This window comes from Wolbachia endosymbiont (group A) of Philonthus cognatus (assembly GCF_947251755.1).
GTDB classification, from domain to species: Bacteria; Pseudomonadota; Alphaproteobacteria; order Rickettsiales; family Anaplasmataceae; genus Wolbachia; species Wolbachia pipientis.
The window spans coordinates 129,595-155,319 of the sequence record NZ_OX366388.1 but is presented as its reverse complement, the minus strand read 5'-3'; the positions used below and the strand labels follow the sequence as shown (position 1 = coordinate 155,319).

The 25,725-nt window shown below is 35.3% G+C and carries 25 protein-coding genes, 1 tRNA gene, 1 other RNA gene and 1 pseudogene; 16 read left to right on the top strand and 12 right to left on the bottom strand.

Translation table 11 applies throughout. The annotated features are described in order from the left end of the window. Positions 1-64 precede the first annotated feature (64 nt). The 3 genes from OPR21_RS00830 to OPR21_RS00820 all read left to right on the top strand — a co-directional run bounded on the left by OPR21_RS00830 (position 65) and on the right by OPR21_RS00820 (position 2,357). Positions 65-514: a hypothetical protein gene (locus tag OPR21_RS00830; RefSeq protein ID WP_265029999.1), complete on the top strand. Its 450-nt coding sequence runs from the start codon at positions 65-67 to the stop codon at positions 512-514. 248 nt (positions 515-762) lie between these two features. Continuing rightward, entirely contained in the window at positions 763-1,959 is a 1,197-nt protein-coding gene (ftsZ, locus tag OPR21_RS00825; protein ID WP_010962790.1) for a cell division protein FtsZ, read from the top strand. Beyond that, on the top strand, positions 1,959-2,357 hold the full coding sequence (locus tag OPR21_RS00820; RefSeq protein WP_077188253.1) for an EVE domain-containing protein: 399 nt from the start codon (positions 1,959-1,961) through the stop codon (positions 2,355-2,357). The genes ftsZ and OPR21_RS00820 overlap by 1 nt, the downstream gene beginning before the upstream one ends. 33 nt (positions 2,358-2,390) lie before the next feature. Here the strand turns inward: OPR21_RS00820 and OPR21_RS00815 are convergent, their stop codons facing one another. Beyond that, the gene (locus tag OPR21_RS00815) at positions 2,391-2,570 is read right to left on the bottom strand and encodes a hypothetical protein (protein ID WP_022626337.1); all 180 of its coding nucleotides are present in this window, start codon (positions 2,568-2,570) and stop codon (positions 2,391-2,393) included. 15 nt (positions 2,571-2,585) lie between these two features. Further along, positions 2,586-2,717, bottom strand: coding sequence for a hypothetical protein (locus OPR21_RS08675; protein ID WP_259348783.1), 132 nt, complete (start codon positions 2,715-2,717; stop codon positions 2,586-2,588). Between the two features lie 24 nt (positions 2,718-2,741). Here OPR21_RS08675 and ybeY point away from each other — a divergent pair, with 24 nt between their 5' ends. Both ybeY and OPR21_RS00800 read left to right on the top strand, forming a co-directional pair. Further along, positions 2,742-3,194 carry an rRNA maturation RNase YbeY gene (gene ybeY / locus OPR21_RS00805; RefSeq protein ID WP_010082473.1) on the top strand — a complete coding sequence of 151 codons (453 nt, stop codon included), beginning with the start codon at positions 2,742-2,744 and terminating at the stop codon, positions 3,192-3,194. Positions 3,195-3,280: 86 nt separating this feature from the next. After that, the gene (locus OPR21_RS00800) at positions 3,281-4,069 is read left to right on the top strand and encodes a succinate dehydrogenase iron-sulfur subunit (RefSeq protein WP_010082472.1); all 789 of its coding nucleotides are present in this window, start codon (positions 3,281-3,283) and stop codon (positions 4,067-4,069) included. A gap of 3 nt (positions 4,070-4,072) precedes the next feature. On the opposite strand, the gene OPR21_RS00795 is transcribed toward OPR21_RS00800, so the two are convergent. The 4 genes from OPR21_RS00795 to OPR21_RS00780 are packed head-to-tail and all read right to left on the bottom strand — an operon-like array spanning position 4,073 to position 7,506. Next, complete coding sequence (locus OPR21_RS00795) at positions 4,073-5,209, bottom strand: hypothetical protein (RefSeq protein WP_236514561.1); 1,137 nt, start codon at positions 5,207-5,209, stop codon at positions 4,073-4,075. 42 nt (positions 5,210-5,251) lie between these two features. Then, positions 5,252-6,031 (bottom strand): GNAT family N-acetyltransferase, encoded by a 780-nt coding sequence (locus tag OPR21_RS00790; RefSeq protein ID WP_006280097.1) that lies wholly within the window; start codon positions 6,029-6,031, stop codon positions 5,252-5,254. Next, positions 6,021-6,503, bottom strand: a complete 483-nt coding sequence (locus tag OPR21_RS00785) for a phosphatidylglycerophosphatase A family protein (RefSeq protein ID WP_006279290.1) — start codon at positions 6,501-6,503, stop codon at positions 6,021-6,023. The genes OPR21_RS00790 and OPR21_RS00785 overlap by 11 nt, the downstream gene beginning before the upstream one ends. A 19-nt stretch (positions 6,504-6,522) precedes the next feature. Then, on the bottom strand, positions 6,523-7,506 hold the full coding sequence (locus OPR21_RS00780; protein WP_006280098.1) for an NAD(P)H-dependent glycerol-3-phosphate dehydrogenase: 984 nt from the start codon (positions 7,504-7,506) through the stop codon (positions 6,523-6,525). Between the two features lie 325 nt (positions 7,507-7,831). Between OPR21_RS00780 and OPR21_RS00775 the strand changes: the two genes are divergently transcribed. Next, on the top strand, positions 7,832-8,602 hold the full coding sequence (locus OPR21_RS00775; protein WP_096616586.1) for a response regulator transcription factor: 771 nt from the start codon (positions 7,832-7,834) through the stop codon (positions 8,600-8,602). Between the two features lie 51 nt (positions 8,603-8,653). Here OPR21_RS00775 and rnpB read toward each other — a convergent pair. Together rnpB and OPR21_RS00765 are read right to left on the bottom strand one after the other, a co-directional pair. Continuing rightward, positions 8,654-9,003, bottom strand: an RNA gene (gene rnpB, locus OPR21_RS00770) — RNase P RNA component class A. A 157-nt stretch (positions 9,004-9,160) separates the two neighbouring features. Then, positions 9,161-11,263: a hypothetical protein gene (locus tag OPR21_RS00765; protein ID WP_265030288.1), complete on the bottom strand. Its 2,103-nt coding sequence runs from the start codon at positions 11,261-11,263 to the stop codon at positions 9,161-9,163. Positions 11,264-11,487: 224 nt separating this feature from the next. Here OPR21_RS00765 and nuoE point away from each other — a divergent pair, with 224 nt between their 5' ends. The 3 genes from nuoE (at position 11,488) to OPR21_RS00750 (ending at position 13,712) form a co-directional block, all read left to right on the top strand. Next, positions 11,488-11,988 carry an NADH-quinone oxidoreductase subunit NuoE gene (gene nuoE, locus OPR21_RS00760; RefSeq protein WP_182320564.1) on the top strand — a complete coding sequence of 167 codons (501 nt, stop codon included), beginning with the start codon at positions 11,488-11,490 and terminating at the stop codon, positions 11,986-11,988. After that, positions 11,989-13,203, top strand: a complete 1,215-nt coding sequence (gene tgt, locus OPR21_RS00755) for a tRNA guanosine(34) transglycosylase Tgt (RefSeq protein ID WP_010082445.1) — start codon at positions 11,989-11,991, stop codon at positions 13,201-13,203. Between the two features lie 191 nt (positions 13,204-13,394). Further along, positions 13,395-13,712: a WD_0736 family protein gene (locus tag OPR21_RS00750; RefSeq protein ID WP_010082444.1), complete on the top strand. Its 318-nt coding sequence runs from the start codon at positions 13,395-13,397 to the stop codon at positions 13,710-13,712. A 6-nt stretch (positions 13,713-13,718) separates the two neighbouring features. On the opposite strand, the gene OPR21_RS00745 is transcribed toward OPR21_RS00750, so the two are convergent. From OPR21_RS00745 to OPR21_RS00735, 3 genes are all read right to left on the bottom strand, one after another. After that, positions 13,719-14,990, bottom strand: a complete 1,272-nt coding sequence (locus OPR21_RS00745; protein WP_010962800.1) for a M16 family metallopeptidase — start codon at positions 14,988-14,990, stop codon at positions 13,719-13,721. Beyond that, positions 14,987-15,607, bottom strand: a complete 621-nt coding sequence (locus tag OPR21_RS00740; RefSeq protein ID WP_010082437.1) for a superoxide dismutase — start codon at positions 15,605-15,607, stop codon at positions 14,987-14,989. Before OPR21_RS00740 ends, OPR21_RS00745 begins: the two co-directional genes overlap by 4 nt. Before the next feature lie 668 nt (positions 15,608-16,275). Next, on the bottom strand, positions 16,276-16,398 hold the full coding sequence (locus OPR21_RS00735; protein ID WP_265029998.1) for a hypothetical protein: 123 nt from the start codon (positions 16,396-16,398) through the stop codon (positions 16,276-16,278). 228 nt (positions 16,399-16,626) lie between these two features. Here OPR21_RS00735 and OPR21_RS00730 point away from each other — a divergent pair, with 228 nt between their 5' ends. From OPR21_RS00730 to OPR21_RS00700, 7 genes are all read left to right on the top strand, one after another. After that, positions 16,627-18,033, top strand: a complete 1,407-nt coding sequence (locus tag OPR21_RS00730; RefSeq protein ID WP_138264951.1) for a cytochrome ubiquinol oxidase subunit I — start codon at positions 16,627-16,629, stop codon at positions 18,031-18,033. Further along, complete coding sequence (gene cydB / locus OPR21_RS00725; protein ID WP_010962802.1) at positions 18,026-19,048, top strand: cytochrome d ubiquinol oxidase subunit II; 1,023 nt, start codon at positions 18,026-18,028, stop codon at positions 19,046-19,048. Before OPR21_RS00730 ends, cydB begins: the two co-directional genes overlap by 8 nt. A gap of 250 nt (positions 19,049-19,298) precedes the next feature. Next, entirely contained in the window at positions 19,299-20,183 is an 885-nt protein-coding gene (gene era / locus OPR21_RS00720; RefSeq protein ID WP_010082484.1) for a GTPase Era, read from the top strand. Further along, positions 20,176-20,997 carry a 3'-5' exonuclease gene (locus tag OPR21_RS00715; RefSeq protein WP_065094884.1) on the top strand — a complete coding sequence of 274 codons (822 nt, stop codon included), beginning with the start codon at positions 20,176-20,178 and terminating at the stop codon, positions 20,995-20,997. The genes era and OPR21_RS00715 overlap by 8 nt, the downstream gene beginning before the upstream one ends. Before the next feature lie 207 nt (positions 20,998-21,204). Next, positions 21,205-23,184 (top strand): WD0745 family porin, encoded by a 1,980-nt coding sequence (locus tag OPR21_RS00710; RefSeq protein ID WP_265029997.1) that lies wholly within the window; start codon positions 21,205-21,207, stop codon positions 23,182-23,184. A gap of 436 nt (positions 23,185-23,620) precedes the next feature. Beyond that, positions 23,621-24,427 carry a DUF2163 domain-containing protein gene (locus OPR21_RS00705; protein ID WP_265029996.1) on the top strand — a complete coding sequence of 269 codons (807 nt, stop codon included), beginning with the start codon at positions 23,621-23,623 and terminating at the stop codon, positions 24,425-24,427. Between the two features lie 31 nt (positions 24,428-24,458). After that, positions 24,459-24,545 (top strand) — tRNA-Ser (locus OPR21_RS00700). A gap of 106 nt (positions 24,546-24,651) precedes the next feature. Here the strand turns inward: OPR21_RS00700 and OPR21_RS08710 are convergent. Next, positions 24,652-25,578: pseudogene (locus OPR21_RS08710) on the bottom strand (IS5 family transposase). Between the last annotated feature and the right edge of the window lie 147 nt (positions 25,579-25,725).

The following is a 25,725-nucleotide window of genomic DNA, read 5'->3' as shown; positions in this document are numbered from 1 at the left end:
GGCAATTTTTTTTACTATATGCTTCCTTAATGAAATTTTAACATTCTATTTAAGGAGTAGAGCTATGGCATTAACAAATTATGAGTATGGAAAAGGGGATGGCATTTTTCATGCTATTTCAGAAGGATATATACGAGCTGAAAAATACTGGGGAATTCCTGGTGCTGCTGGTGGAGCTGGTCAGTACGCTATGCATAATAAAGGGAGAACAGCATTATTTCCGCTTGCAGTTGCAAGTGTTGTCTTTACAGCAATGCATATGAAAGCAGGCTTTGTTAGTGCAGCAGAAGCTTCTGGGTTTCTTGCTAAGACTGCCAGTTACTTTGTTGGAACAAATCAAGCAATAGCTGCTTCATTACCTGGATTTATCGGAACAGGTGTTGCTGGTCAGATAGTTGCGGGTGCCATAATGGCAATTGCTGCAGTTGCTGCTGTTTATGGAACATATCAAGTTGCCTCAAAATTAAAAGATGTTGCAGTTGAAGCATCGAAAGGGAAAGATCAGGAAGTATAATAATCTTCAACAAAATAAAAAGGGATAGGTTTCTGTCCCTTTTTATAAACATTTTCTATTTTTTGCATCGGTTAAGTGATGTCATTTAAGAATCTAGTTATTATAATTAACGGCACTTATTAGTATAAATGTTAAGAATAAGTAAATCCCGTTTACTGTTTACGCCTATAGAAGTGAAAAGTATTTGCATATTATTAAAAAAGCGGTAACTTATTATCAAGTGAATTCGCTAAATTTGAGTAATTTAAATGTCTATTGATCTTAGTCTGCCGGAGTTGCCTATATTACACCCAAGGATTACCGTTGTGGGAGTGGGTGGTGCTGGTGGAAATGCTGTGAATAACATGATCCAATCTAATTTGCAAGGAGTGAATTTTGTTGTCGCAAATACCGATGCTCAAGCACTAGAAAAGTCGTTATGTGATAAAAAAATTCAGCTTGGCATTAATTTAACTAAGGGGCTTGGTGCTGGTGCTTTGCCTGATGTTGGCAAAGGTGCAGCAGAAGAGTCAATTGATGAGATTATGGAGCATATAAAAGATAGTCATATGCTTTTCATCACAGCAGGAATGGGCGGTGGTACTGGAACCGGTGCAGCACCGGTAATTGCAAAAGCAGCCAGAGAAGCAAGAGCCGCAGTTAAGGATAGAGCGCCAAAAGAAAAAAAGATATTGACTGTTGGAGTTGTAACTAAACCGTTCGGTTTTGAAGGTGTGCGCCGTATGCGCATTGCAGAGCTTGGACTTGAAGAACTGCAAAAATACGTGGATACACTTATTGTCATTCCAAATCAGAATTTATTTAGAATTGCAAATGAAAAAACTACATTTTCTGATGCATTTAAACTTGCTGATAATGTTCTGCACATTGGCATCAGAGGAGTAACTGACTTGATGGTCATGCCAGGGCTTATCAATCTTGACTTCGCTGATATAGAAACAGTAATGAGCGAGATGGGCAAAGCGATGATCGGCACCGGAGAGGCAGAAGGAGAAGATAGAGCAATTAGCGCTGCAGAGGCTGCAATATCTAATCCATTGCTTGATAATGTATCAATGAAAGGTGCGCAAGGAATATTAATTAACATTACTGGTGGCGGAGATATGACTCTGTTTGAAGTTGATGCTGCAGCCAATAGAGTGCGTGAAGAAGTAGATGAAAATGCAAATATAATATTTGGTGCTACTTTTGATCAAGCGATGGAGGGAAGAGTTAGAGTTTCTGTTCTTGCAACTGGCATTGATGGTCGCAATAATAAATCAGAAACTTCACCTATAAGTCAGAGCGAAGACTCAGAGAAAGAGAAATTTAAGTGGCCATATAGTCAAAGTGAAAGTACGCAAGACAAAACACTGGAAACAAAACCAGCTGAACAGGTAAGCGAAGGAGCTAAGTGGGGCAGCAATATCTATGATATACCAGCTTACTTAAGAAGAAAAAAATAATGCAATTTTGGCTACTCAAGTCAGAGCCAAGTGAATACTCATGGCAAAAAATGGAAAAGGATCAGGTAGTTGAGTGGGATGGTGTGCGCAATTATCAAGCTCAAAATTACATGAAAATTATGAAAGCAAGCGATCTTGCGTTTTTTTATCATACAGGTAAAGAGAAAGCAATACTTGGAATCGTTGAAGTATTTAAAGAGTATTATCATGTTAATGATCCCAAGTTCGGATTAGTGAATGTAAAGTTTTTGAAACCTTTAAATAACCAAGTAACGTTAAATAATATAAAACAAAACCCACTTTTGAAAAATATGACTATATTAAAACAACCACGTTTATCAATTGCCCCAGTTTCGGAAATTGAATGGAATGAAATAATAAGGATGAGTGATGTGTAATACCTGTCATTTCAGTTCCTAAATGATGTCATCTCAGCACACAACGCACAGCTGTATGAATATTTGTCTCGAAGGCAGTGCATTAAACGTTATAGCCGATTTTGCATCAAACACAAAGGTGTCATTCCAGTGCTTGACACTGGAATCCAGCCTTAATGCAACCACATTAAAGCCGTTGTGTTTTAATATAAGATTAGCTACTTTTATATTCACTAACTTGATGTCTAATCAAAATTCCTGGATCCCAGTGTCTAGGCACTGGGATGACATCCTTCTAGTGTACAATATTCGTACAGTTGTGTACATGACACAAGGGTCTATAACTCTTCTTTTTTGGATTCCAGTGTCAGCTATTTGCATGACACCCTTACTGATGTGTCACTCATGTTAGAAGTAAATATTCTTGACAAGAAATGGTGCAGCATTATAGAAAATCCTAAAAATTTTGTATTAGGTGTCATCAATGCTTCTCTAAAAGAATTAAAAATAGACCACTATAAACCAAATATATCAATAGCTCTGGCTGATGATGACTTGCTACATCAACTTAATTTAAAATTTAGAGAAATGGATAAGCCAACTAACGTACTATCATTTCCGTATGAACAATTGTCTAATGAGTGCGATTTAGGAGACATAGCAATTTCAATAGACACAATAAAAAGAGAATCGCATGAGTATTATATACCCATTCTTGCTCACATTGCACACATGTTAGTGCATGGATTACTGCATTTACTTGGTTATGATCACCAAAAAAAAGATGAAGAAATTATAATGAAAAATCTAGAAAGAGAGATTTTAGCTTCGCTTGGCTACAATATGTGTGCGATTTAAAAGGAATTTAATAAAAATATAGTAGATGATAATAAAATATGTTATCTACAAAGGGTTTTAGCTATAAACAATAAAAGGTAAGTGATATGGTTCAGTTTTCTTTGCCAAAGAATTCTAAAATTAATCAAAAGGGCAAAATTTATCCTATTCCTGCTAGAGCAAAAAACATCAGAAGATTTCAAATTTACCGTTGGTCTGCTGATGACGAGAAAAACCCTAGAATAGACACATTTTTTATTGATATGGATAGTTGTGGCCCTATGGTACTTGATGCATTAATAAAAATAAAGGATGAAATAGATTCGACTTTAACTTTCAGACGTTCTTGTAGAGAAGGCATATGTGGATCTTGTGCCATGAATATTGACGGAACCAATACTCTTGCATGTACTAGATCTATACATGATATAAAAGGTGACGTAAAAATATATCCATTACCTCACATGTATGTAATAAAGGACCTAGTCTCGGATTTGAGCCAATTTTATGAGCAATACAAATCAATTAAACCTTGGTTACAAGCAGATAAGCCTGCCCTACCAAATAAAGAATACTCTCAATCTTCTGAAGATAGAAAAAAATTAGATGGCTTGTCCGACTGTATATTATGTGCTTGCTGTTCGACTGGTTGCCCAAGCTACTGGTGGAATAGTGATAAATTTTTAGGACCAGCAATACTATTACAAGCTTACAGATGGATTGCTGACAGCCGTGATAATAAGACAGGTGAAAGACTTGATGTTTTAAACGACCCATTCAAGTTGTATCGTTGTCATACAATAATGAATTGCACAAAAACTTGTCCTAAAGGACTTAATCCAGCAAGAGCAATAGCGAAAGTAAAACAGCTCATGGTAGAGAGAGAAGGAGTTTAAGTATTATCTTTTGCATTCTTCGTAAGAGAACAGCAAACCTTCCGAAGCGTAGGGTATTGTTAATACCCTGAACGCTTTTCCATTCGTGAAATGCATCGTATCATCATACGATTCAAATAATTTTTTGAACAACTCATGTCTTTGATTACTAATAGTTTGAAAATCCTCTTTTTCTAAAAGCTTTTTAGATTCGCAGAGGTAAAGCATAACTTCATGATAAGTTGGGTAAGATGCCAAAAATTTTGGGTCAAATTGAAAGGTTTTTATAAAAGCATTATTATAAAATTTTAGCTTTTGATTCTTACTATATATTACTATAGCAACCGGTAACCTCTCAAGCAAATTTTTCTGTGTAGCTAAATAACTGTTTAATTCAGTATATAATTTCTCTGCATCACTAACATCTTTCCCATACATTACTATGCTACCAGAACCTTGTATTGGAATTTTAACAAAATCGAAAACCTTAGGTTCGTTCTTATAAGTTATGACATGTCTTCCTGGTTTTGTGCTATGAGCGCTACCGGTAATAGCAAATTTCTTAGAACCATCTACATATTTATCATAAAACAAGTTATAAAATTCCACCTTTCTACTCTTGTTATATCTTAGTATTGGAAATGGTAAAGAGTTGAAAACGTTTTTATAGCTCTCCACTTCCTGTGTAAGCTTACTATTTTCTAACTCAAGTCCGTTAGCCTTTATCTTACAGTCTGAGACATTCCTTATCCATAACAGCACACCTATCACATTGTTAGAATCATCTATTATGCTTCTACCGTAACATATGCAATAAACCTCACTGTCTTTTGACTTTAAATCTAGAGTAAAAGATTTATTTATTTCCTTTGCCTCAACAAAATTTTTGATTAAGCTTTCTGATTGCTCAAAAAAATTCACAAACTCATTAAATGAGTAAAAAACAGTATTAAGCAAAATTAGTAAATTGGGAGAGAACTTTTCTATACGTTTTTTTGCATCCCAAATATAAAACCCATCATTCACAGTATCAATTAAATTATTTATGATAACATTTTGATGCTGTAAGTTCTTAATCTTATTACTAATTTTTAATTTAGAATAAGAGAGAAAGAATAATATTAGAATCAATATTAAAACCACTTCATACAAAAAAAACATAGCACTTTTAAAACAAATGTAAAAATTTGTAACCGCTCAGAATTATGCTGAAGAGGTATATAAGTAAAGATTGCCTAACATTTGAAAGCCCAATCTCTTATAAAGGTTCACAGAAGATTTCATACAATGTGCTACTATATATTTGCATTCAAGCTGTTTAGCTATCTTTATTCTTTCTAAAACCATTTGGGTACCTATTCCACGATTCCTGTAAATTGGTAAAACTCCATCACTATAAAAACCAGCTACGCTGTCTTGAACATAAAGACCGCATGTCCCAATAATTTCATTATTTAGTGTTACAAGAAAAAATCTTAATCTTGAGTTCTTATCATCATAATTTGATAATCCGCGAAAAAATGTGCTGACAATTCCAACGCCATGATAAAAAATTTTAGAAGTGTGTAGATCTAACTGTTCTAAGAGGTTGCTACCATTCACAGCATTTAACCTCAAGTTTGGAATAACATCAGCAGGTAAAAAGTAATTTTTCATATTAAGTAAAGCTTTTTTTGGTGTGCTAACGTGTTTTATTTCACACTTTTCTAAAATATCTCTTATTTTCATATGTGAATTTATTACCCATGTTGCTTCTATATCTCTTGTTCTGAGATAATCTAGAGTTTTTTGTATAGAAAGCTCAGTACATTGGTCTCCACAGAACACAAAATTAAATAATGACTCCCTGGTACCATTTATTGTAAATATGATGTTATCAAATTCATCGTGTACTTCCCACTCAGATAAATTCGCTGTGTACAGTATATAATCCTTTAGATTTTGAACAATTAAGCTTGAATAATAAATTTTTTTATCCTGCATACACCAACAATAAACAATAAAAGGCTCCTATAAGAACACAGGCTAAAATTGCAGCTATAACGTCATCTAGCATAATACCTAAAGGACCTTTGGTATTTTTATCGATTAAATTTATAGGCCACGTTTTTATTATATCAAAAAACCTGAAAGAAAAAAAGCACAACAACAATGAAGAACAATTCATCTCTTGGCTTAACAATATCGAAACTAAAAGTATCGTCAGCAATTGACCAACCACTTCGTCAATTACTACCTCTTTTGGATCACATGAAGTCTTGTAATGTTTTATATAATTACCTGTAGACCATAATCCAATTAAGAATAAAAAAGAAATAATTGCTGCACCTAAAATTTTGTTGCTCAGGATTACAGGAACAAGCGGAAAAGAAGCTAAACTACCCACAGTACCTGGCATTTTTTTTACTGTTCCAGACAGCCACCACGTTGATATTAATTTATATAAAAATTTCACAATATATCCAAATACAAAATTAACTTATAAGAACAGAAATAGTATCCTCTATAGAGGCGCTTTCATACAATAATCTATAGACCGCTTCACATATAGGCATTTTTATCTTTAGCTTTCCTGCTAAATTAAATATGGACTCAGCAGTGCTAAAACCTTCAATCACTGACTTGCCTTCTGACAAAATCTGCTGAACATTAAAGCCATTGTCACTATTACCTATTTTAAACCCAAAAGATAAGTTTCTTGAATTCAAGGATGTGCATGTCATAATTAGGTCACCCAGACATGCTGGCCCAAGTAGTGTATTTATATCCACACTACCGTCACCAATTTTTGCTGAGTATAAAGCCTTAATTTCGCTCATACTTTTCGTAATCAATGCTGCATGAGCATTAAACCCAAGTTTACTACCTAGAACAATCCCACACGCTATAGCAAAAACGTTCTTTAACGCTGCACAAATCTGTACTCCTATAATGTCGTTACTAAACTCCAATTTAACATTTTCTTGTTGCAGCTCTGATACTAGCTTTGAACCTAATGTGTTATTTTGGCATGCAAGAACCATTGAATAGGGTAATTTTCTTGCAACTTCTACAGCAAAGCTAGGACCTGAAAAAATAGCAATAGGATTGTTAGGTAAAATTTCATTTACTATTTCACTAGGTAATTTTAATGTAGACTTTTCTATTCCCTTACAAGCTAAAATTATTGCTACATCTTTTTTCAGATTACAATTATGCAATTGCTGACATACCTTCCTCAGAGACTGAGTGGGAACAGCGAGGATTGTTACTGAAGCATTAATTGTGTCTTCAATAGCCAATTTTACTGACACATTATCAGAAATTCGACAACCGGGTAGCTTGTCACTTTCTCTTTTCCCGTTGATTGATTCAAATGTAGTTTCATTGCGAGTCCACAAAATCACATCTTTCTTACTACCTAATGAAATTGCGATTGCTGTACCCCATGCACCAGCACCTAAAATTGATATTGCCACACAATATTCCTGAAAATATTACTTATACTTTAAAATAGTAGGATAAGTAAATTAAAAATATAACACAGACATATAGAATAGTTAAATATTTATTAACCGAAGTATTCTTTTAATAATAGTAACTTTAATTCAATATTTACTAAAAATATTATTACTATCATGGTATGTCTATTATATTTTAGATCTATTTATATAACTTTGGAACAATATATTTACTATTAATTAATAAGTGTAATTTTGATCATTTGTTAATAAAAATTTGATTTATTACTTTCCTTAGTTATATATATTACTAAAATTATAAATTATTTATGGGGTGTAAAATATGCGTATATTATTAATTGAAGATGATCAAGTAAGTGCAAAGACTGTGGTTAACGCCTTAACTTCTGATGGACATTTCTGTGACGTTGTTACTTCTGCACAAGATTATAACAATAATATGGTTTCCTCAAACGGAGATTACTATGACCTAGTTATTTTAGATATACACTTGCCTGGTGATATTGACGGATATGATATATTGCTAAGACTAAGAAGTGCAAAAATCAAAGTTCCTGTCTTAATACTTTCATGTATATCCGCTGTCAATCACAAAGCTAAAGGACTCGGGTATGGTGCCGATGATTACTTAACCAAACCATTTCATAAAAGTGAGTTATTAGCTCGAATTAAGGCCATAGTGCGTCGTACTAAAGGCCATCCTGAATCGGTGATAAAGATTGGTAATATAAATATCAATTTTGATCACAGGATTGTTGAGGTGAAAGGTAAAACGGTTCACCTTACTAATAAAGAGTATTCTATGATAGAATTGCTAGCACTGCGTAAAGGAACAGTATTAACAAAAGAAATGTTCTTAAATCATCTTTACAATGGCTTAGATGAACCTTCAGATAACAAGATAGTTGATGTTTTTATGTGCAAATTACGTAAGAAACTTGAAAGTGCAAATGATGGAAAAAGCCACATAGAAACCGTTTGGGGCAGAGGGTATGTTCTGAAAGAGTATATTGATGATGAAGAATATTCTAATGTTAATGTAGGCGAAAGTAGTGATGGCTATCAAGCAGAACAAGTGAAGGACAACGCATGAAATGCCTATACATTTAAATATAGCATGGCTTATATCGCACGTATCATGTGAACGCCTAGGTGAAATATAAGCCGAGTTCTGTTTATGTAGCTATTTATCTGGAGTAAATGTTACCATTTACCGCATGCGATTTACCCGAGTAGATATGAGGAAAACATAAAATCTACCTCTATTTAATCTTGCTCCTAGTGTTGGTTACTCGACTACCAATGTTGCCATTGCCATGGTGTGCTCTTACCACACCTTTTCACCCTTACCTAAGAATATTTTAGGCGGTAATTCTCTGTAGCCCTATAACTGGAGTTACCTCCGGCGGGCATTACCCGTCACTATTTTTCCTTGGAGCCCGGACTTTCCTCTGCTATGTTTATCACACAACAGCAGCTACTTATTTCACCTAGGAATTATACTTTAACATGAAAATCACAAAAGCAAAAGACAATTTCCTAACAGTCTACATATTAAAAACATTTAGACAAATAGCTAAAGGTGATATTCCGGCACATCATCACTATCCCAAGATAAGCTTTTTTCACTTTTAGACTCCGCTTCAGTTAGTCAAGAGCCTGGTCCACCGCTTGAAGACGATGAGCTACTTCTTGATCGACTACTACTTTCTACTGATATACTATTTAGCACTGTTTCAGATTGATATATAGTTCGCATTCTGTTACCAGTGGTAAAAATTTCTTCATCGCTACTTGAAGATGATCGCCTTCTATAACCCAAATCAGTTAGTTCTAATACAGGAGCAGCATTACGACCCTTAACATATCTATATGCTATGAATCCTATAATTCCAACAATACCTATTGCTCCAACCAAAGATCCCCCTATCATTCCTGCCTTATTAGACCCTATAGCAAGTTGAGTAGGTTGTGGTGAAGAAGTAGACTGAGGAAGTAAAGTCGTGGTGAATATAGGAGTTGTTGACTCTTTTGTTCTAGTACTTGGTATACTAAATACTGTTTGTGTAGTTTTCTCTGAGCTTGTTGTTGGCGCAGTTGGTTCCACTGTTACTGTGCTTGTTTGAGTCGTTGACTCTGTTGAAGGTTTATTCGTTGTAGAAGTAGGTGCAACGGCTTCTGTTGTTGGCTTCACTGTTACTGTACTTGTTTGAGTCGTTGACTCTGTTGAAGGTTTACTCATCGTAGAAGTCGACGCACCAGTCGCTGCTGTAGGTTTTACAGTACTTGTCTCAGTCCCTGAAGTTACTATCGGCACACTAGTTGACGTTGTAGCAACCGTGGTCGCTTGTGAAGTAGTAGTTGTTTTTGCTACTGTCGTTGACTCCGTTGAAGGTTTACTTATTGTAGAAGTAGGTGCAACGGCTTCCGTTGTCAATTTAGTAGTCTTCACAGCGTCGGTTTCTGCTGTGCTAGTAATTGCAGCAGTCGGCGTTTTCTTAGAAGTCACAACCGTTTCTGCAACAGTTATAGGAGCCACGGTACTACTAGAAATAATATCTGGCGTTAATCGACCGTTAATGATATTAACAAAATCACTGAGAGTTTTGATGCTATTTGCCGGTATTATTGTTGCTTCAGAAGATTTTCCAGAGCCGTTTTGATTAAAAGTTACAATATTTTCTCCACTTACCGCAGTTACGATAAAACCACCCTGACCGTTGCCTTTAATATATAATTGCTCTATAGGATCTGTAAATTGATAGATAGGAAAATCTGACACTGATCCATTTTTAAGTAGAGTTGCTATATGTAACCTCTGCTCATTAGCTGATTGGTCATTTTCAAGAAAAGCAACTAGATCATTTCCTTCCGTTTGTTCAACATACTGCAAAAAGCTTATTTCATGTTCTCTAGAAAGAGATAGTGCTTTATTATCTATTTGACCTTTTCGATTACCAAGTAAAAAGCCATTAACTCCATCCTTCAGACCCTGAATCACTTTAGCCATATCAAATTTAAAAATACGTGTTTTTCTCACCTCTTGATTTTCCTTAGTAATCCTTTTGCTCACTTGCAAATAAAGCATCGTGTTTCCATTTAATGCCAATTGCCCCTGATTATCAAAATTGAACAATTTTCTTTCTGTAACACCTTTTTCTCCAGTCAATACCTTAAATTTTCCGCTCTCGCTTGACTTTAAGTACCAAGAAACTAAAGTTTGATCCTTTAAGTTATGGGCGATTACAATTACGTCACCATTACCAACTTTCACTGCTCTTGGTTGAAAGTAACTATTGCCCACATTTGCAAGACTATTATTATCAATATTCTTTTGTAATTTTCTTTTATCTAAATGTTCAACTGAAGGAGTATTAACTGATTGTTTAATTCCGTAAGTGTTAAAAGATAAGCCTTTAACGCATTTTTCTCCTTCTTCGCTAATTCCTTCTTCAGGAAAGATAACTCCAACTTTATCTATTTCAGCTGAATCTTCTATTAATGTGAGAGATAATTGATCTTTGAATTCATTTGCTACGCTGATATTTGTACCACATTCGTATGTTTTTGATTGATATAATGGACTAATAAGTAATTTTACTTTACTGCTCCCATTACCATTATCTTGATAGCTGAGTCCGTAAGCAACTCCATTCCCCTCAATTAATTCTACGTTTGTTGGATTAAAACCTATCGCTTCTTTAATTTCCGGTGTATTTGAGTTGATCCCGAGCAATCTTCTTAATATAGATATAATTTTATTTAAAATATTAATAAAATGCTATTATGATTACTCCTGTGTGTTAATGTCAATGAAAATTTTAACTAAAATTAAAAGATTAATATAATATTTTATACTAAAAGGTAAATATAAGCTTGAAGAGGGCTAAGAAGCTTTATGCTATTTCTCAAAAAACCAACAATTGCAATCATTGGTTCTACAGGTATAATCTGTTAAAGTTTACACGAGTCTCATGAATGATAGAAAAAGAAGAGCAGTTTAGTTTTACATCAGAAAACCTCAAGAAAGCGGGAAAGTTTATAGAGAAGTATCCCAAAGGTAGAGAAGGTAGTGCTGTTATGCCTTTACTATATCTGGTTCAAGAGCAATGCGGATGGGTTTCTGAATCTGCTATGCGTTATGTTGCTGATATGCTGCATATTCCACATATTCGTGTATATGAAGTGGCAAATTTTTACACCATGTATAATTTAAAACCAGTAGGCAAATATCTAATACAAATTTGTAGAACAACTCCTTGCTGGTTGTGCAATAGTGAAGAAGTTTTAAATACCTTTAAAAAAAAACTTGGAATCAATATCGGTGAGACTACTAAAGATAATTTGTTCACTTTAAAAGAAGTTGAATGCCTAGGTGCATGCGTTAATGCTCCCGTTGTGCAGATCAATAATGACTTCTATGAAAATCTTACTCCTGAGAAAGTAGAAAACATCATAACAGAACTTTCAGGCAAATAGATGAAAGAAGAATTTTCATTCAAGAGAATCAAGCAATCAGGTTCTGCAAGAGTTGGAACAATTAAAACTCCAAATGGAAGCGTAGAAACCCCCGCTTTTATATTCTGCGCAACAAAAGCTGCAATTAAAGCTGCAGATATTGAAAGAATAAGTGAAGCTGGTACCCAAATCATACTTTCCAACACCTATCACCTAATGCTTCAACCAGGAGAGAATACTGTTGCAAAACTTGGTGGTTTGCGCAAGATGATAGGATGGAATGGGCCAATGCTAACTGACTCAGGTGGATATCAGATATTTAGCTTAGGCCACGGATCAGTTTCGGAAGAGATAAAAGGAATAAGAAAAAAACAAAAAACTTTGATCAAAATTAATGAGGATGGGGCAATTTTCCGTTCTTACATTAATGGTAAAATTTATTGCTTAACTCCTGAAAAATCTGTACAAATTCAACAGAAATTAGGTGCAGATTTAATCCTAGTTTTAGATGAATGCACTCCATTTCACGTAAGCAAAGAATACACAGCAAAATCAATGCTCATGAGCCACAGATGGGCTGAACGTTCTTTAAATGAATTTGAAAAAAACAATAATGGCAAGCAGGCACTGTATGGAATTAGTCAAGGCGGAGTGTATCAAGATTTACGTAGAGAAAGTTGTGATTTTATCAACGATTTGCCATTTTTTGGTCAAGCAATAGGTGGATCACTTGGTCAAAGTAAAGAGCAGATGCATGATGTAGTTTCTTTCACTATGGACCACCTGAAAAAAGACAGGCCTACTCATTTGCTTGGTATTGGTGGAATTGTGGACATCTTTCGCGGAGTAGAGCTTGGAATTGACACGTTTGATTGCGTGCATCCAACCCGCTTAGCAAGGCATGGTGGCGCACTTGTTAAAGTAAAAAACAGAAATTCTATTTCTTCAAAGTGCAAAGAGCATATTAATTTGCGGAATCAACGATTTGAGCTGGACAACAACCCAATTGAAAGTGACTGTTTATGTTTTACCTGCAGAAAACATTCAAGAGCTTATATACACCATTTACTGAAAGCTAAAGAGCTCCTGGCTTACACGCTCGTTACCATTCATAATATTTTCTTTATGAATAAGTTAATGGCATCAATAAGGCAGGCTATATTAGATGATAGGCTAGATCGGGAGAAAAATAATTGGATTAGTGAGACACCACTACACTGTGAATTATACACCTAGTTCATATTTTTCTACGCTTATTTTATATTCCCTAAAACAGAAAAAGCCTTCCTCTTCCTACTCTTTCTTCCTTGGCTAATCCATAGTTAGCGTTTTTTGCACATGTGCGTTGCATTTTTTAATCTTCTTTAAAAACTTGACAATACATGACAACACTGGTATGTTAAAAATATAGTTTTTGTGAGGTATTTATGGTTAACAATAAAGAAAAACATCAAATAGCGTTTTGCGTTTCAGCCGTTACATTCTTAGCTGGGTTATCATTAATCGCAACTGCAATTGCAGTGGGTACCGTACCTGCTATAGCTGCTTGTCTAGTGATAGGAGGAATTTTGACTGTCTTGTCTGGTGTGCAAGCAGTAGAAAGCTATTTATTTTTACGAAACAGCGAGAAAACTTTGAATAAACTGATAAGTAATATACGCGATGAACCAGAAAGCAAACTTTTTATAGAAAGGATTTTGCAACCGTTCATTGAACTTTTTAGTGAGCTTAAGCAACATAATTAAAGTACACTAAGCTTTAAGCATAGAAACCACTTTATCGTAACTTGGCAATGATTCAATTTCTCCAATTGCAGCTAGAGTGGTTTTTTCATGCTGAGATAACAATTCTTCTGCTGCTTTTTTTACGTTAGCAGTGGTAACTGCACTAATTTTTTCTATTAATTCATTTTTACTGATGTACCTATTATAGTTACCGTAGTAGTGTCCCAATGTTTCAGCACGTGAGCTAACACTTTCGCGTGACATTAAAATTTGGGATTTTACTCGCTCTTTCACTCTATTTACTTCTTCTTCCTTCAGATCATCTGTAGACAACTTCTTCAACTCTGTCGTTATAGATTTTAAAAGCTTATCTAAGTTACTACTGTCTGTACCAGCAAAAATGGAAAACATTCCTGTATTAGTATAGCTGGAATTAAATGAATAAACAGAGTAAGCTAATCCCTGCTTTTCCCTTACTTCCTGGAATAAACGTGATGACATTCCGCTCCCTAATATAGAATCAAGCACTTGAAACGTGTGATATTTATCGTCATGGCGAGAAACACTAGGTAGACCAATTAGCAAGTGTACCTGATCTAATTTACGATGTTCTAAATACTCACCACCAGTACAGCTCGCATTTTGGCTTTTTTTCAGCTTTTTAGAATGAATCTTTGAGAGAAAATCTTTGGTTAATGCAACAACTTCTTCATGTTCAACATTTCCTGCAACGGCAAATAGCATATTCTCACCAAAGTAATGCTCATTTATGTAATTATCTAGATCTCCTCGAGTAAAAGATTTTACAGTATTTTGCGTGCCTAAGATTGACCTACCAAATGGTTGGTCTTTATAAGCTGCCTCAAAATATTTGTCGAAAATAATGTCACTTGGTGAATCATTAGTTTGAAAAATCTCTTGTATTACAACACCCTTCTCACGTTCCAATTCATCTTCTGGAAACGTGGAATTCATCAATATATCTATTAATATATCAATACCAGTTTTTATGTCTTTCTTGAGGACTTTTGCATAATAGGTGGTGCTTTCCCTACCGGTGCTAGCGTTGAAAACTCCACCTATGTCATCAAAAGCTTTTGCAATTTCAAAGGCAGTTCTTGTCTTCGTCCCTTTGAAAGCCATGTGTTCTAAAAAATGGGATATTCCATTTTGCTTTGCACTTTCTGCTCTACTGCCAACACCAACTCGTATGCTTAAAGCTACGGAATCAATATCACGCACCTGCTCAGTTATTATGCGCAGACCATTATCTAATTTTGTTACCCGGGGTATATTCATCTCATATATTCTTCTAAGTTCTCTTCTGCAAAATCCCAATTAATCAAATGATCAAGGAAAACTTTTATGTAGTCAATTCTACGGTTTTGACAATCTAAATAATAGGCGTGCTCCCACACATCCATAGTGAGTAGTGGCACTTGGCCATAAATTATTGGCAAATCTGCATTTGGAGTTTTGGTGATTTTGAGCTTTCCTAACCTACCTTTTTCGAGCACTAACCATACCCATCCACTGCCAAATTGGCTTACTCCATGACTCGAAAATTCTTCATAAAATTTATCAAAGCCACCGATATCGTCTTGAATTTTTTTTGCTAGAAGACTACCATCTTTAGGCTTACCACCACCATTTTTTTTCATTGAATTCCAATAAAAAGTGTGATTCCAAACTTGTGCTGCGTTATTAAATATAGGCAAGTTGCCGCTATTACCATGCACTTTTGTTATTAATTCCTCAATTTTTACATGTTGATAATCCGTATTTTCAACTAGCTCATTGAGTTTATTTAAATATCCTTTATGGTGCTTATCATAATGAAAATCCAAAGTTTTTGCAGATATGTAAGGCTCCAAAGCTGTTTTATCATATGGTAATTCAGGTAAAGTAAAACTCATGCCAACCTCTTTATTTTTGACCTACTTGGATGGTAGGGCAATATATGCTTTTATGCAACATATAATTAATAGCTAAAACATTTAGGTATCTATTGCATTATTCTAAATTATACTACAATAACGATTATTATATAAGCCATAGAAATGGATTAAATGCAAAAGTTACTTGACACCCTTCGCCAGCCCCCTTATCATGAAATTGAAGCTATTGTATTTGCTTTCGCCAATCTGCAGATTAAAAGGTAAGGATTACTTAATGTATCGGCGTCTTATGTTTAATTTTTTGCAGTATATAGATACTGTATGTCTTTACAAAACTTCATCTACATCTAGATTTTTATCTAAATAAGCTGAACGCGCTTATAAAGCGTTACAAGACATCAAAAAATGCCAATACTCGACAGAGATAGTAAAAGACTAGCTAATTCGGGGATTCTTTGTCTTTTTTTCTGCTTAGTAAATTTCTTAAACATTTGCAGCGTAGGTTAGTTGCAATTAAAAGCAGCTGAATTTCGCTTGTCAAGCGTTTAAAACATAAAAAACGCCAATATTTTAAAGCGGATAATAACCCCAGGGCTTCTTTTGCCTTTTTTTCATTTGGTAAATTTCTTAATATTTGTAGCTAACATGAAGCTAAGTACGAACTTTGTTAAACACAACAAATGGTTTCATCCCAGTGTCAAGCACTGGGATGACATCATAGGGACACTGGAATGACACCATAGGGGCACTGCCGTCATAAAGGAACCAGTGTCAGCTACTTGGATGACAGCTAGCCTAACAACCGTCATCCCGCTACTTGTTAGCGGGATCTGGAGATACCGTGACGGTATGACAAGGAAGAACAGTTGCATTCCTGCACAATTTATTCTCATGACAAAAACGTCTTAACTTTTTCTCTACTTTTTCTGGGCAAGGTCACTAATTGACATGGTATCTTGTTAAAATATTTTTTGAAAAAATGGATTGAATTATAGGTAGATTTGGCTATTATTTGTAATACATGGGTATTGGATAAAATGTTTGAATTTAGTTCTGTGCTGCTAGCTCGAATTCAGTTTGCCTTCACAATAGGCTTTCACATTATATTTCCTGCTTTCACGATCGGGCTTGCAAGTTTTCTAGCCTTTTTGGAATGGTGTTGGCTTAAGACTGGTGATACACGTTTCCGTGATGTTTATAAATTCTGGATCAAGATTTTTGCTGTTGCTTTTGGCATGGGAGTGGTATCTGGAGTTGTAATGTCATATCAACTTGGTACCAATTGGTCAATTTTTTCTGACCGCATAGCCAATGTTCTCGGCCCTCTATTTTCCTTTGAGGTTTTAACAGCCTTTTTTCTGGAGGCATCTTTTTTGAGTATTATGCTATTTGGATGGAATAGAGTAAGTTCTCGTATGCACTTTGCTTCTACTTGTATTGTTGCAGTGGGAACGCTTATTTCAGCTTTTTGGATTATTGCAGCCAACAGTTGGATGCAAACACCCGCTGGATTCACGATTGGTGAGAATGGTCTCCTATATCCAACCAATTGGTTAGAGATTATTTTTAATCCTTCTTTCCCTTATCGCTTTATTCATATGGTAACAGCAGCCTATCTTACAACAGCTTTTGTGGTTGGTGGTGTAGGAGCATTTTATCTTTGGAGAAAACGACATGCTCCTCAAGCAAGAATTATGCTTGGTATGGCAACCATTATGGTAGCTTTAGCTGCACCATTTCAGCTGTTCATGGGAGATAGGCATGGATTAAATACACTAAAGCATCAACCTGCTAAGATTGCTGCAATGGAAGGTATATGGGAAACCGAAAAAGGGGCTGGCTTACTTTTATTTGCTTATCCGGATCAGCAAAATGAAATTAATCACTACGAGATAAAAATTCCTAATCTTGCCAGCTTGATCTTAACACATGATTTTTTAGGAGAAGTAAAAGGATTAAAGGAATGGAAAAAAGAAGATAGACCACCTGTAGTATGGGTATTCTGGTCCTTCCGTATAATGGTTGGAGTTGGAATTTTAATGATCATAATTGGGTCAGTAAGTGTTATACAGTATCTTCGTGGCAAATTATTCCAAAGTTGTTTCTTACATGGATGGTGGATATCAATGATGCCGTCTGGGTTCATAGCGTTACTTGCAGGTTGGTTTACTACTGAAATTGGCCGTCAACCTTACACTGTATATGGAATTATGCGCACAATTGAATCATTTTCATCTGCGATTACCGGTCCTCAGGTTGCATGGTCTTTGATTGCATTTATCGTTATGTATACCCTTATATTTGGAGCAGGTAGTTACTATATTCTGAAACTTATATACAAAGGAATTCCTGTCATTAAAGAAGAAGAGCAATTTTATAAACACGGTATTGGAGCTTCAGTGATTGATGCTGGTACATCTGGAAAGGACAACAATCATGTTTGATTTTTCTTCCTTAATTAATTTACCCCTAATCTGGGGATTACTAATTGCCATAGCTGTTTTACTGTATATTTTAATGGATGGGTTTGATTTAGGTATTGGTATTTTACTTCCTTTTGCACCGTCAGATAAATGCCGTGATCACATGATAAGCTCAATTGCACCATTTTGGGATGGAAACGAAACATGGTTGGTATTGGGTGGTGGAGGGTTGTTTGCTGCTTTTCCTCTTGCATATTCAATATTAATGCCTGCTTTTTATATTCCAATCATTATTATGCTGCTTGGCCTTATAGTGCGCGGAGTATCCTTTGAGTTTCGTTTTAAGGCAGAAGGAAAATACAGGCGATTATGGGATTATGCCTTTCATTTTGGGTCACTTGGTGCTGCATTTTGCCAAGGCATGATTTTAGGTGCATTTATACATGGTGTAGAAGTAAACGGACGCAACTTTTCTGGTGGCCAATTTGATTGGGCAAGTGCTTTTAGTGTAATGACAGGCATTGCTGTGATATTTGGATATGCACTTTTAGGTTCTACATGGCTCATAATGAAGACAGAAAATATAACACAAGAATGGGCACGCAAGGTTGCTTCTTATACGCTTGGTTTTGTAGGTATTTTCATGGGACTAGTGAGTGTAGTGACACCATTTTTAAATGAACGTATTAAAAACTTTTGGTTTAGCATGCCAAATTTTTATTATTTATTTTCTATTCCATTACTCACATCTTGGCTATTTTTCATGCTGTGGTTTGATCTTCAGAATACTAAACGGGAGTACCGTCCATTCTTTCTCAGTATTGCTATTTTTTTTATGGGATATTTAGGTTTAGGAATTAGTATCTACCCATGGATTATACCTTTTCAATATACCATTCTGGATGCAGCTGCTTCTGGGCCAAGTTTATCTTTAATGCTCATTGTTATAATACCGCTTTTACCAATCATTTTAACTTACACTGGTTATTGCTATTATGTCTTTCGTGGAAAATCAAATTATGAACACACATATTAAGGAGTTAGTGACCTTATGGTTAAAACGTTACCCTTAAATCAAGCAGTCGTTCAGGCAATGGCGTCAACTCAAGAACCTTCATTAGCAAACCCTCCTATGGATTTTCTGAAAAGTTTTTGAGTATATTGTATTTTTAATTTGTAGAATAAGTTTTTTTCCTTTTTGCATGCTAACCAAAAAGGGTTCTGTCATCCTTCTTGTCATATAAGTAGCTTGACGCGGGCATTCAGTTTTCTTTATAATTTTCTTTGTGAAAGAACAAAAATGCTTATTTGTAACCATAGCTGGCTTACCAAATGCTGGGAAGTCTACATTAATTAACAGCATCATAGGCAAGAAAATTGCAATTGTCACCCCTAAAGTGCAAACAACAAGGACGCAAATAAGGGGTGTTGCAACATGCAACAACACACAAATTGTCTTTACTGACTCCCCAGGAATTTTCTCAGCAGAAACAAAACTTGAAAAAGCTTTAGTCAAATCTGCATGGTCGGCAGTTAAGGATAGTGACATCACTTTGTTGCTTGTTGATGTAAGCAATTATTTGAAAAATATAGAAAGAATTAAGACTATATTTATGCGGCTGCAGCGCACAAAAGGCAGATGCATTTTGGTTATCAATAAAACTGATTTGGTAAAAAGGCCTGAATTAAAGATGGCGCATGAGCATCTGAATTTGCTTTATAAATTTGAAAAGGTTTTTATGATATCAGCATTAAAGAATGATGGACTTTCTGATTTGATGAATTACTTGTCTGAAGTTGCATCGGTGAGCCCCTGGTTTTATGAAGAAGATCAAATAACCGATTCCTCGACAAATTTTTTATCAGCAGAAATTACGAGAGAAAAATTATTCTTGAACTTGCGTGAAGAATTGCCATACTCTACAGCTGTTATAACTGAACAATTTGAGGAAAAAAAAGATAAGAGTTTAGTCATCAAACAGATCATATTTGTGTTGAAAGATAGTCATAAAAAAATAGTACTAGGAAAAGATGGCAGTAATATTAAAAAAATTAATATCGAAGCGCGTGCTGAACTAGAAAAATTATTTGAGTGCAAGGTACACCTCTTTTTATTTGTGAAAGTGCGACCTTGGATCGACCGTCCGGAGGAGTATATAGGCAATGCTTAATTCTTTATTGGTATTTGATATTGAAACTATACCAGATGTAAATTCCTGCAAAAATTTACTCAATATTAGTGATGATAGTAGTGTAGAAGAGAAGAGGGATGCATTAACAAAATATCATCTTGAAATAACAAACGGGCAAAACTCTTTTCTGCGTCAGCCTTTTCACCTTGTTGTAGTTATTAGTTTTTTACTTTGCAATATAAGCTACCAGAGTGGTTATGAGGTGTTCACACTGCAAGAAATAAGATCTGGAGGCACACTAAATTCCAGTGAAAAGGAGCTAGTGAAAGGATTTTTTAACTACATATCAGAGAAAAAGCCAAGATTAGTTTCGTTCAACGGACGCACTTTTGATATACCAGTGCTGAAGTATCGTGCTATGGTCCATGGCATTCAAGCGGAATATTTTCATAAAGCTGGCGATAAGTGGAATAGTTACAATCAGAGATATAGCAGTGATTGGCATTGTGATTTGCTTGAATCCCTCTCTGATTTTGGAGCTTCTGCGAGAGTAAAAATGAACGAAGTTTGTGCAGCATTTAATCTTCCTGGTAAGATTGGAGTTGATGGGTCACAAGTTATGGACTTATATGATAGCGGCAAGATACAAGAGATTCGAGATTATTGTGAAACAGATGTAATTAACACTTATTTGATTTACTTAAGGTTCATGCATCATCAGGGAAGGATTACTACTGAAAGCTACAACAAAAGTGCGGAAGAGCTGCTTTTAGAGTGCGAAAAAAAAGAATACCTAAAGAAATTTAAAGAAGAATGGGAAAGAACTTGTGGTGGAAAAATTTTACTTCCATAGAATAAATAGTCGAGTTATAATGCACTAACAAGCGAACCTCTGTACTAAATTTTGGTTAATATACACGTTGAGCATATTAAGAAAGTTGCTTTTAAGGTATTGCATTTTACTTTTATTTTCGTTATAAGGTTGCTTTAAGTTGAATTTTCAACATTTTTATACTATTTACATTTAAGATATGATTTCGAAATTTTTTGGGGGCACTTCATGAAAAAGTCTATGTATACTAGAACTGCTCTAGTTTCTTTATTAACTTTATGTTCTTTCAGCAGTTTTGCAGCTGACTTTCCTGATGAGAGTATGAAGGAAATAAAAAAGCAAGAGAGCACAAAAACTTCTGGAAAAACAGAAGTTATGAAAACATCAAATAAAAAACTGAAAGAAAAGATGGACAGAATATGTAATGCTGATCCAAGAAAAAAAGCTGAAGAGCTTAAGAAAAAAGAGGAGCTAAGATTAGCAGCCGAGCAGAAGAAAAAAGAGGAGATCAGGCTAGCAAATGAGAAAAAAGCAAAGCTTATAGAGGATTCAAAAGCGAAAGCTCTAAACGCTAAGAATTCTAATATAGAAAAAGGTAAAGTTTCAAAAACTAAGCGTTCTAAAACTAAGAATGCTAAAGTTGAAGCTAAAGATGTAAAGAAGGATATAAAAGTTGTTAACAAAAATACAGAGGAAAAAGGTAAGGCAAGTCCTGTTGTTTCAGTTGGTGGAGTTGATATTATCGATACCAATCAAGGGCAAAGTAATTTAAGAATAACTTTTGGTGGTGTTGTTGATGCTCAAGGTTATGGCAAAGCTGGACCAAGTGGCGCAGATTATAAACGTTATAACGTTATGCCAAACAGATCTACAGAGTATTATAATGCCACTTCAGATATAACAAAAGGAGCAAATCCAATATTCTATGAAGGAATAGGAAATATTGGTGATTACAGCAACGATATGGGTATGATTGCTGATGCAATATTGCACCTCAGAGCAGAAAATAAGAATGAAGATTTAGGTCTTCTTTATGGTGCTGACGTGCAGTTTCATGTCCCAGTGACCGAAGGTAAGGGAGCTTCACAGGGTGTTTATGCTGCAAAAGGCAGAAGTGCGCATGTGTTTGTTAACTCAAAATATGGTGACGTGAAGCTTGGTTACCAATTTGGTCCTGAGGCTCTGATGAGGCTTGATGCAACAAGAATTGCGACTGTTGACGGAGCTGCAGATAGTGACTGGTTCAGAAAAGTGAACTTAGAAGGAAGCGCTGCTAGCTTTCCATTTTATGTAACACCACGTCTTTACACTGAAAGTTTTTCGAGTGAAAGTGAAAAATTCTCTTTCCGCATGGCAGGGAAATATAACAAAGGCGTTATGACTACACTGCCATTTAGAGTTGCTTACTACTCACCAAATTATATGGGCGCAAGGTTTGGTATCAGCTACTCACCTCGTTATGATAGTGGTTTGTTTACTGTAAAAGAAACAGTTTCAGAAGATAAAGGCGGTAAGATAGAACATAAGGAAACGATAAAGCATGTCGGCCCAGACTATGAGCACATAGTAAGTGCTGGTGCATCATATGAATATGACTTTGATAAACATAACATAAAAGTTAAAACTTCTGCAGTTGGTGAATATGGCTTTCCAAAGCAACCAAGTAAAGATAAGCATCTTTATAAGGAATTTGTGGAGTATAATGACCTGATGGGTGTTAATTTTGGTGTAAGCGCTGATTATAAGATTAATGAAGATCAAGGCGTAAAGTTTGCTGCCTCTTTTGCATACTTGGGCAAATCTGGTCAACCGAAGGGTATTAAAAAATTAATTGGTGATACCTATACGGAAATTGATAGTAAAGATGCTACTGATGGCAAAAGAGTGGAAGGGCTGAAAGCTCAATTTGGTAAAGATAGTATAGATACCATGTATTGGACTGTAGGAGCTGGGTATCAACATGAGAATATCTACACAAGTTTGACGTATTTTGGCAGCAGAATGAATGACAAAGATATGCTTCATGATGGTGCACTTGGCGTTCAATATGATCTGTCTCCTGCATGCAGTAAGAACAAATTTGTTCCTTACGCAGCTCTCCATTATTTTATGACTAACGAAACAGGTAAGCTGAAAGATGAGTCTGATGCTGATGTACCTTCTAACCAAGGAATTCTCCTTCTTACTGGTGTGAAGTTTTCTTTCTAACCAGCCAGTACACACCACAGTTAACTGTGGTGTATTCTTGTCTGTTAGTGTTTATTTGTCGATCAAATAAACATATGGTGTCCTCTCTCCTGTCATCCCAGTGCGTGACACACAACTGTACGAACATTGTGATTTGAGGACACTCCACCAAGAAGGATGTCATCCCAGTGCCCAGACACTGGGATCCAGCTTTCCATGCAACTTCATCAAAAGCGTTTATTCAGCATAAGATCAGCCACTTTTTATGCTCACCAAATCAGTTTGCTTACTTACAAGCAAAATTTCCTGGATTCCAGTGTCAAGCACTGGAATGACACCCTATGGTCACCGGAATGACGCTTTATGGCTACTTAGATGATGAGAAAAGAACACACTGCCCTTATTCTACTGGCCGTATAGCTACTTTCAAATTTAATCAATTAAGCAGGAGGCCCCTATGCAAACCACACTAAAAAATCATTTAGCTGGAGAATTACTTACCACTGCTACGTGCTGGAAATTAACGCTTGCAGGTGGAGAAGTAATGGGATTCACTGACTATGATGAAGACTTAAATATTGATAATATACTCTATAAATCTTCAAGTGGATTTACAGCCAGTAGTATAATATTAAACAGCGATTTAAAGACTGATAATTTGGAAATTGAGGGAATATTAAATAGTGTTGATATCAAAGAAAAAGATGTTTTATCAGGAAAGTACGACTTTGCAAATATTGAGATATTTCTTGTGAATTATAAAGACTTGACCCAGGGAACAATGAATCTACATTCAGGAATTTTTGGTAAAGTGACATTAAGTAGTGGAAGATTTATTGCTGAAATTAGAGGGCTCTCAGCAAAGCTTGAGAGAAGCATAGCAGAATTATACTCTCCTGCATGCAGAGCACAATTTTGCGATGATAAATGTAAAGCCGATACTAAAAAATTTAGTAAAATAAGTACAATCACTAAAGTAATAGATGAAAGAAGATTTGAAGACACGAATTTAACTGAGAGTGATGAATATTATAAGCACGGAGTAGTAAAATTCTTTGGCTCAATAGCGTTTGAAGGTGTAGTAAAAGAATATAAAAATAAAGTAGTTACGTTGTTTACTTCGCCTCCATACCAAATTTTTGCTGGAGATAAATATTCAATACTCGCAGGTTGCGATAAAACATTTCCAACTTGCAGAAGCAAGTTTAACAATACTGTGAATTTTCGTGGTGAACCCTATATACCAGGTTTTTATATTGTTTAGCAGTACAATTTTCAATATTATGAATAAGCATGGAAAGGTGGCTGAGTGGTCTAAAGCACACGCTTGGAAAGCGTGCACATATGAAAATATGTCGGGGGTTCGAATCCCCCCTTTTCCGTATGTTACTTCTAGAATAGTATAAAACCCCCGGTCGCGCACACAACTGTACGAACATTGTAATATGGTACAATGTTACAACTATGCGGTGGTAATTTACGATAAATTCATGTAGCCATTTCAAATTTAGCCATACCAATGTCAGTAAATTGATTAAGCAAATAACACTTGAGTAGCAGTTCCTTCCCACGATTAATTTCAGATTTGTTCCGAAAATTAAACCCGAATGTTTGTTTCAGTCGCGAGAAAAAACTTTCTACATAAGATCTTTTTCCGTAGTTTGTTTGCCTTTTCCACCTCTTCATTCCATCTTCGCTGTATGACTTTATTAGTCTAATTGCAGCATTTCTCTCTGCCATACTTTGGATGCTCTGCTGCATTGTTTTTTTGGAGGAATTTTTGTCTTTATGCCGCATTCATCACACAATTTATAGAGTTTATGTCTGTCATATGCTCTGTCTGCATATAGTGCTTTTATGGCATGCTGAAAATTAACTCCTTTAAGTAAATCGCAAGCTCCATAGTGATCAGACCGTTACTGTATTTTGCAGCTATGGCTTTTTTGCTGTTTATATTCAACATTACATGCAATTTTCTTGTCTGTTCATAACCACGATATTTTCTGTCAGCGCTATTTTCCTTGCTGTGTGTTGTTATAAATGCTGATGCTTGTGCTATCTATGGCAATTTCGATATCTTCCATATTATTTTTATCAATTCTGCAATCATTGATCTTAATATTAAGTTTTTTTTGAAGCTTGCGAATAGCTGATAACTGCCAAATCTCTTCCTATTTGTTGCAAATATCCTTTTATAAACCCGACTGTTTGTCTTAAGCCAATTCTAAAAAGATTAACGATTATATGCACTAAAATCACAACTTTATCACTATAAATATAGTTGCCGCCCTGCATTTTTGGACTATTTTCATACCAATTTTCGATAGCTTTATCGATGTAACGAAAAATATTTCCTCTTTTTTCTAGAAATTTGTTATATTCATGGCAGTTACTAACTCTCATTTTTTGTGGCATATTTTTCCTTAAGCGGTTAAATGGCTATTTTATAATGAATTTTGTCAGTAGCCACCAGATTTTTTCAGTTGCGATGCAACAGAGCCATCCCAGTGTCAAGCACTGGGATGACAGGAAAAGAGGCTATTTGGATGACATCTTTCTTCT

Excerpts from the sequence above, each read along its gene's own strand:
- OPR21_RS00830 (WP_265029999.1), top strand. The coding sequence starts at position 65 with ATGGCATTAACAAATTATGAGTATGGAAAAGGGGATGGCATTTTTCAT.
- ftsZ (WP_010962790.1), top strand. The coding sequence starts at position 763 with ATGTCTATTGATCTTAGTCTGCCGGAGTTGCCTATATTACACCCAAGG.
- OPR21_RS00820 (WP_077188253.1), top strand. The coding sequence starts at position 1,959 with ATGCAATTTTGGCTACTCAAGTCAGAGCCAAGTGAATACTCATGGCAA.
- OPR21_RS08675 (WP_259348783.1), bottom strand. The coding sequence starts at position 2,717 with ATGCAAATAGCTGACACTGGAATCCAAAAAAGAAGAGTTATAGACCCT.
- ybeY (WP_010082473.1), top strand. The coding sequence starts at position 2,742 with ATGTTAGAAGTAAATATTCTTGACAAGAAATGGTGCAGCATTATAGAA.
- OPR21_RS00800 (WP_010082472.1), top strand. The coding sequence starts at position 3,281 with ATGGTTCAGTTTTCTTTGCCAAAGAATTCTAAAATTAATCAAAAGGGC.
- OPR21_RS00795 (WP_236514561.1), bottom strand. The coding sequence starts at position 5,209 with ATGTTTTTTTTGTATGAAGTGGTTTTAATATTGATTCTAATATTATTC.
- OPR21_RS00790 (WP_006280097.1), bottom strand. The coding sequence starts at position 6,031 with ATGCAGGATAAAAAAATTTATTATTCAAGCTTAATTGTTCAAAATCTA.
- OPR21_RS00775 (WP_096616586.1), top strand. The coding sequence starts at position 7,832 with ATGCGTATATTATTAATTGAAGATGATCAAGTAAGTGCAAAGACTGTG.
- nuoE (WP_182320564.1), top strand. The coding sequence starts at position 11,488 with ATGATAGAAAAAGAAGAGCAGTTTAGTTTTACATCAGAAAACCTCAAG.
- tgt (WP_010082445.1), top strand. The coding sequence starts at position 11,989 with ATGAAAGAAGAATTTTCATTCAAGAGAATCAAGCAATCAGGTTCTGCA.
- OPR21_RS00750 (WP_010082444.1), top strand. The coding sequence starts at position 13,395 with ATGGTTAACAATAAAGAAAAACATCAAATAGCGTTTTGCGTTTCAGCC.
- OPR21_RS00745 (WP_010962800.1), bottom strand. The coding sequence starts at position 14,990 with ATGAATATACCCCGGGTAACAAAATTAGATAATGGTCTGCGCATAATA.
- OPR21_RS00740 (WP_010082437.1), bottom strand. The coding sequence starts at position 15,607 with ATGAGTTTTACTTTACCTGAATTACCATATGATAAAACAGCTTTGGAG.
- OPR21_RS00735 (WP_265029998.1), bottom strand. The coding sequence starts at position 16,398 with ATGACGGTTGTTAGGCTAGCTGTCATCCAAGTAGCTGACACTGGTTCC.
- OPR21_RS00730 (WP_138264951.1), top strand. The coding sequence starts at position 16,627 with ATGTTTGAATTTAGTTCTGTGCTGCTAGCTCGAATTCAGTTTGCCTTC.
- cydB (WP_010962802.1), top strand. The coding sequence starts at position 18,026 with ATGTTTGATTTTTCTTCCTTAATTAATTTACCCCTAATCTGGGGATTA.
- OPR21_RS00715 (WP_065094884.1), top strand. The coding sequence starts at position 20,176 with ATGCTTAATTCTTTATTGGTATTTGATATTGAAACTATACCAGATGTA.
- OPR21_RS00710 (WP_265029997.1), top strand. The coding sequence starts at position 21,205 with ATGAAAAAGTCTATGTATACTAGAACTGCTCTAGTTTCTTTATTAACT.
- OPR21_RS00705 (WP_265029996.1), top strand. The coding sequence starts at position 23,621 with ATGCAAACCACACTAAAAAATCATTTAGCTGGAGAATTACTTACCACT.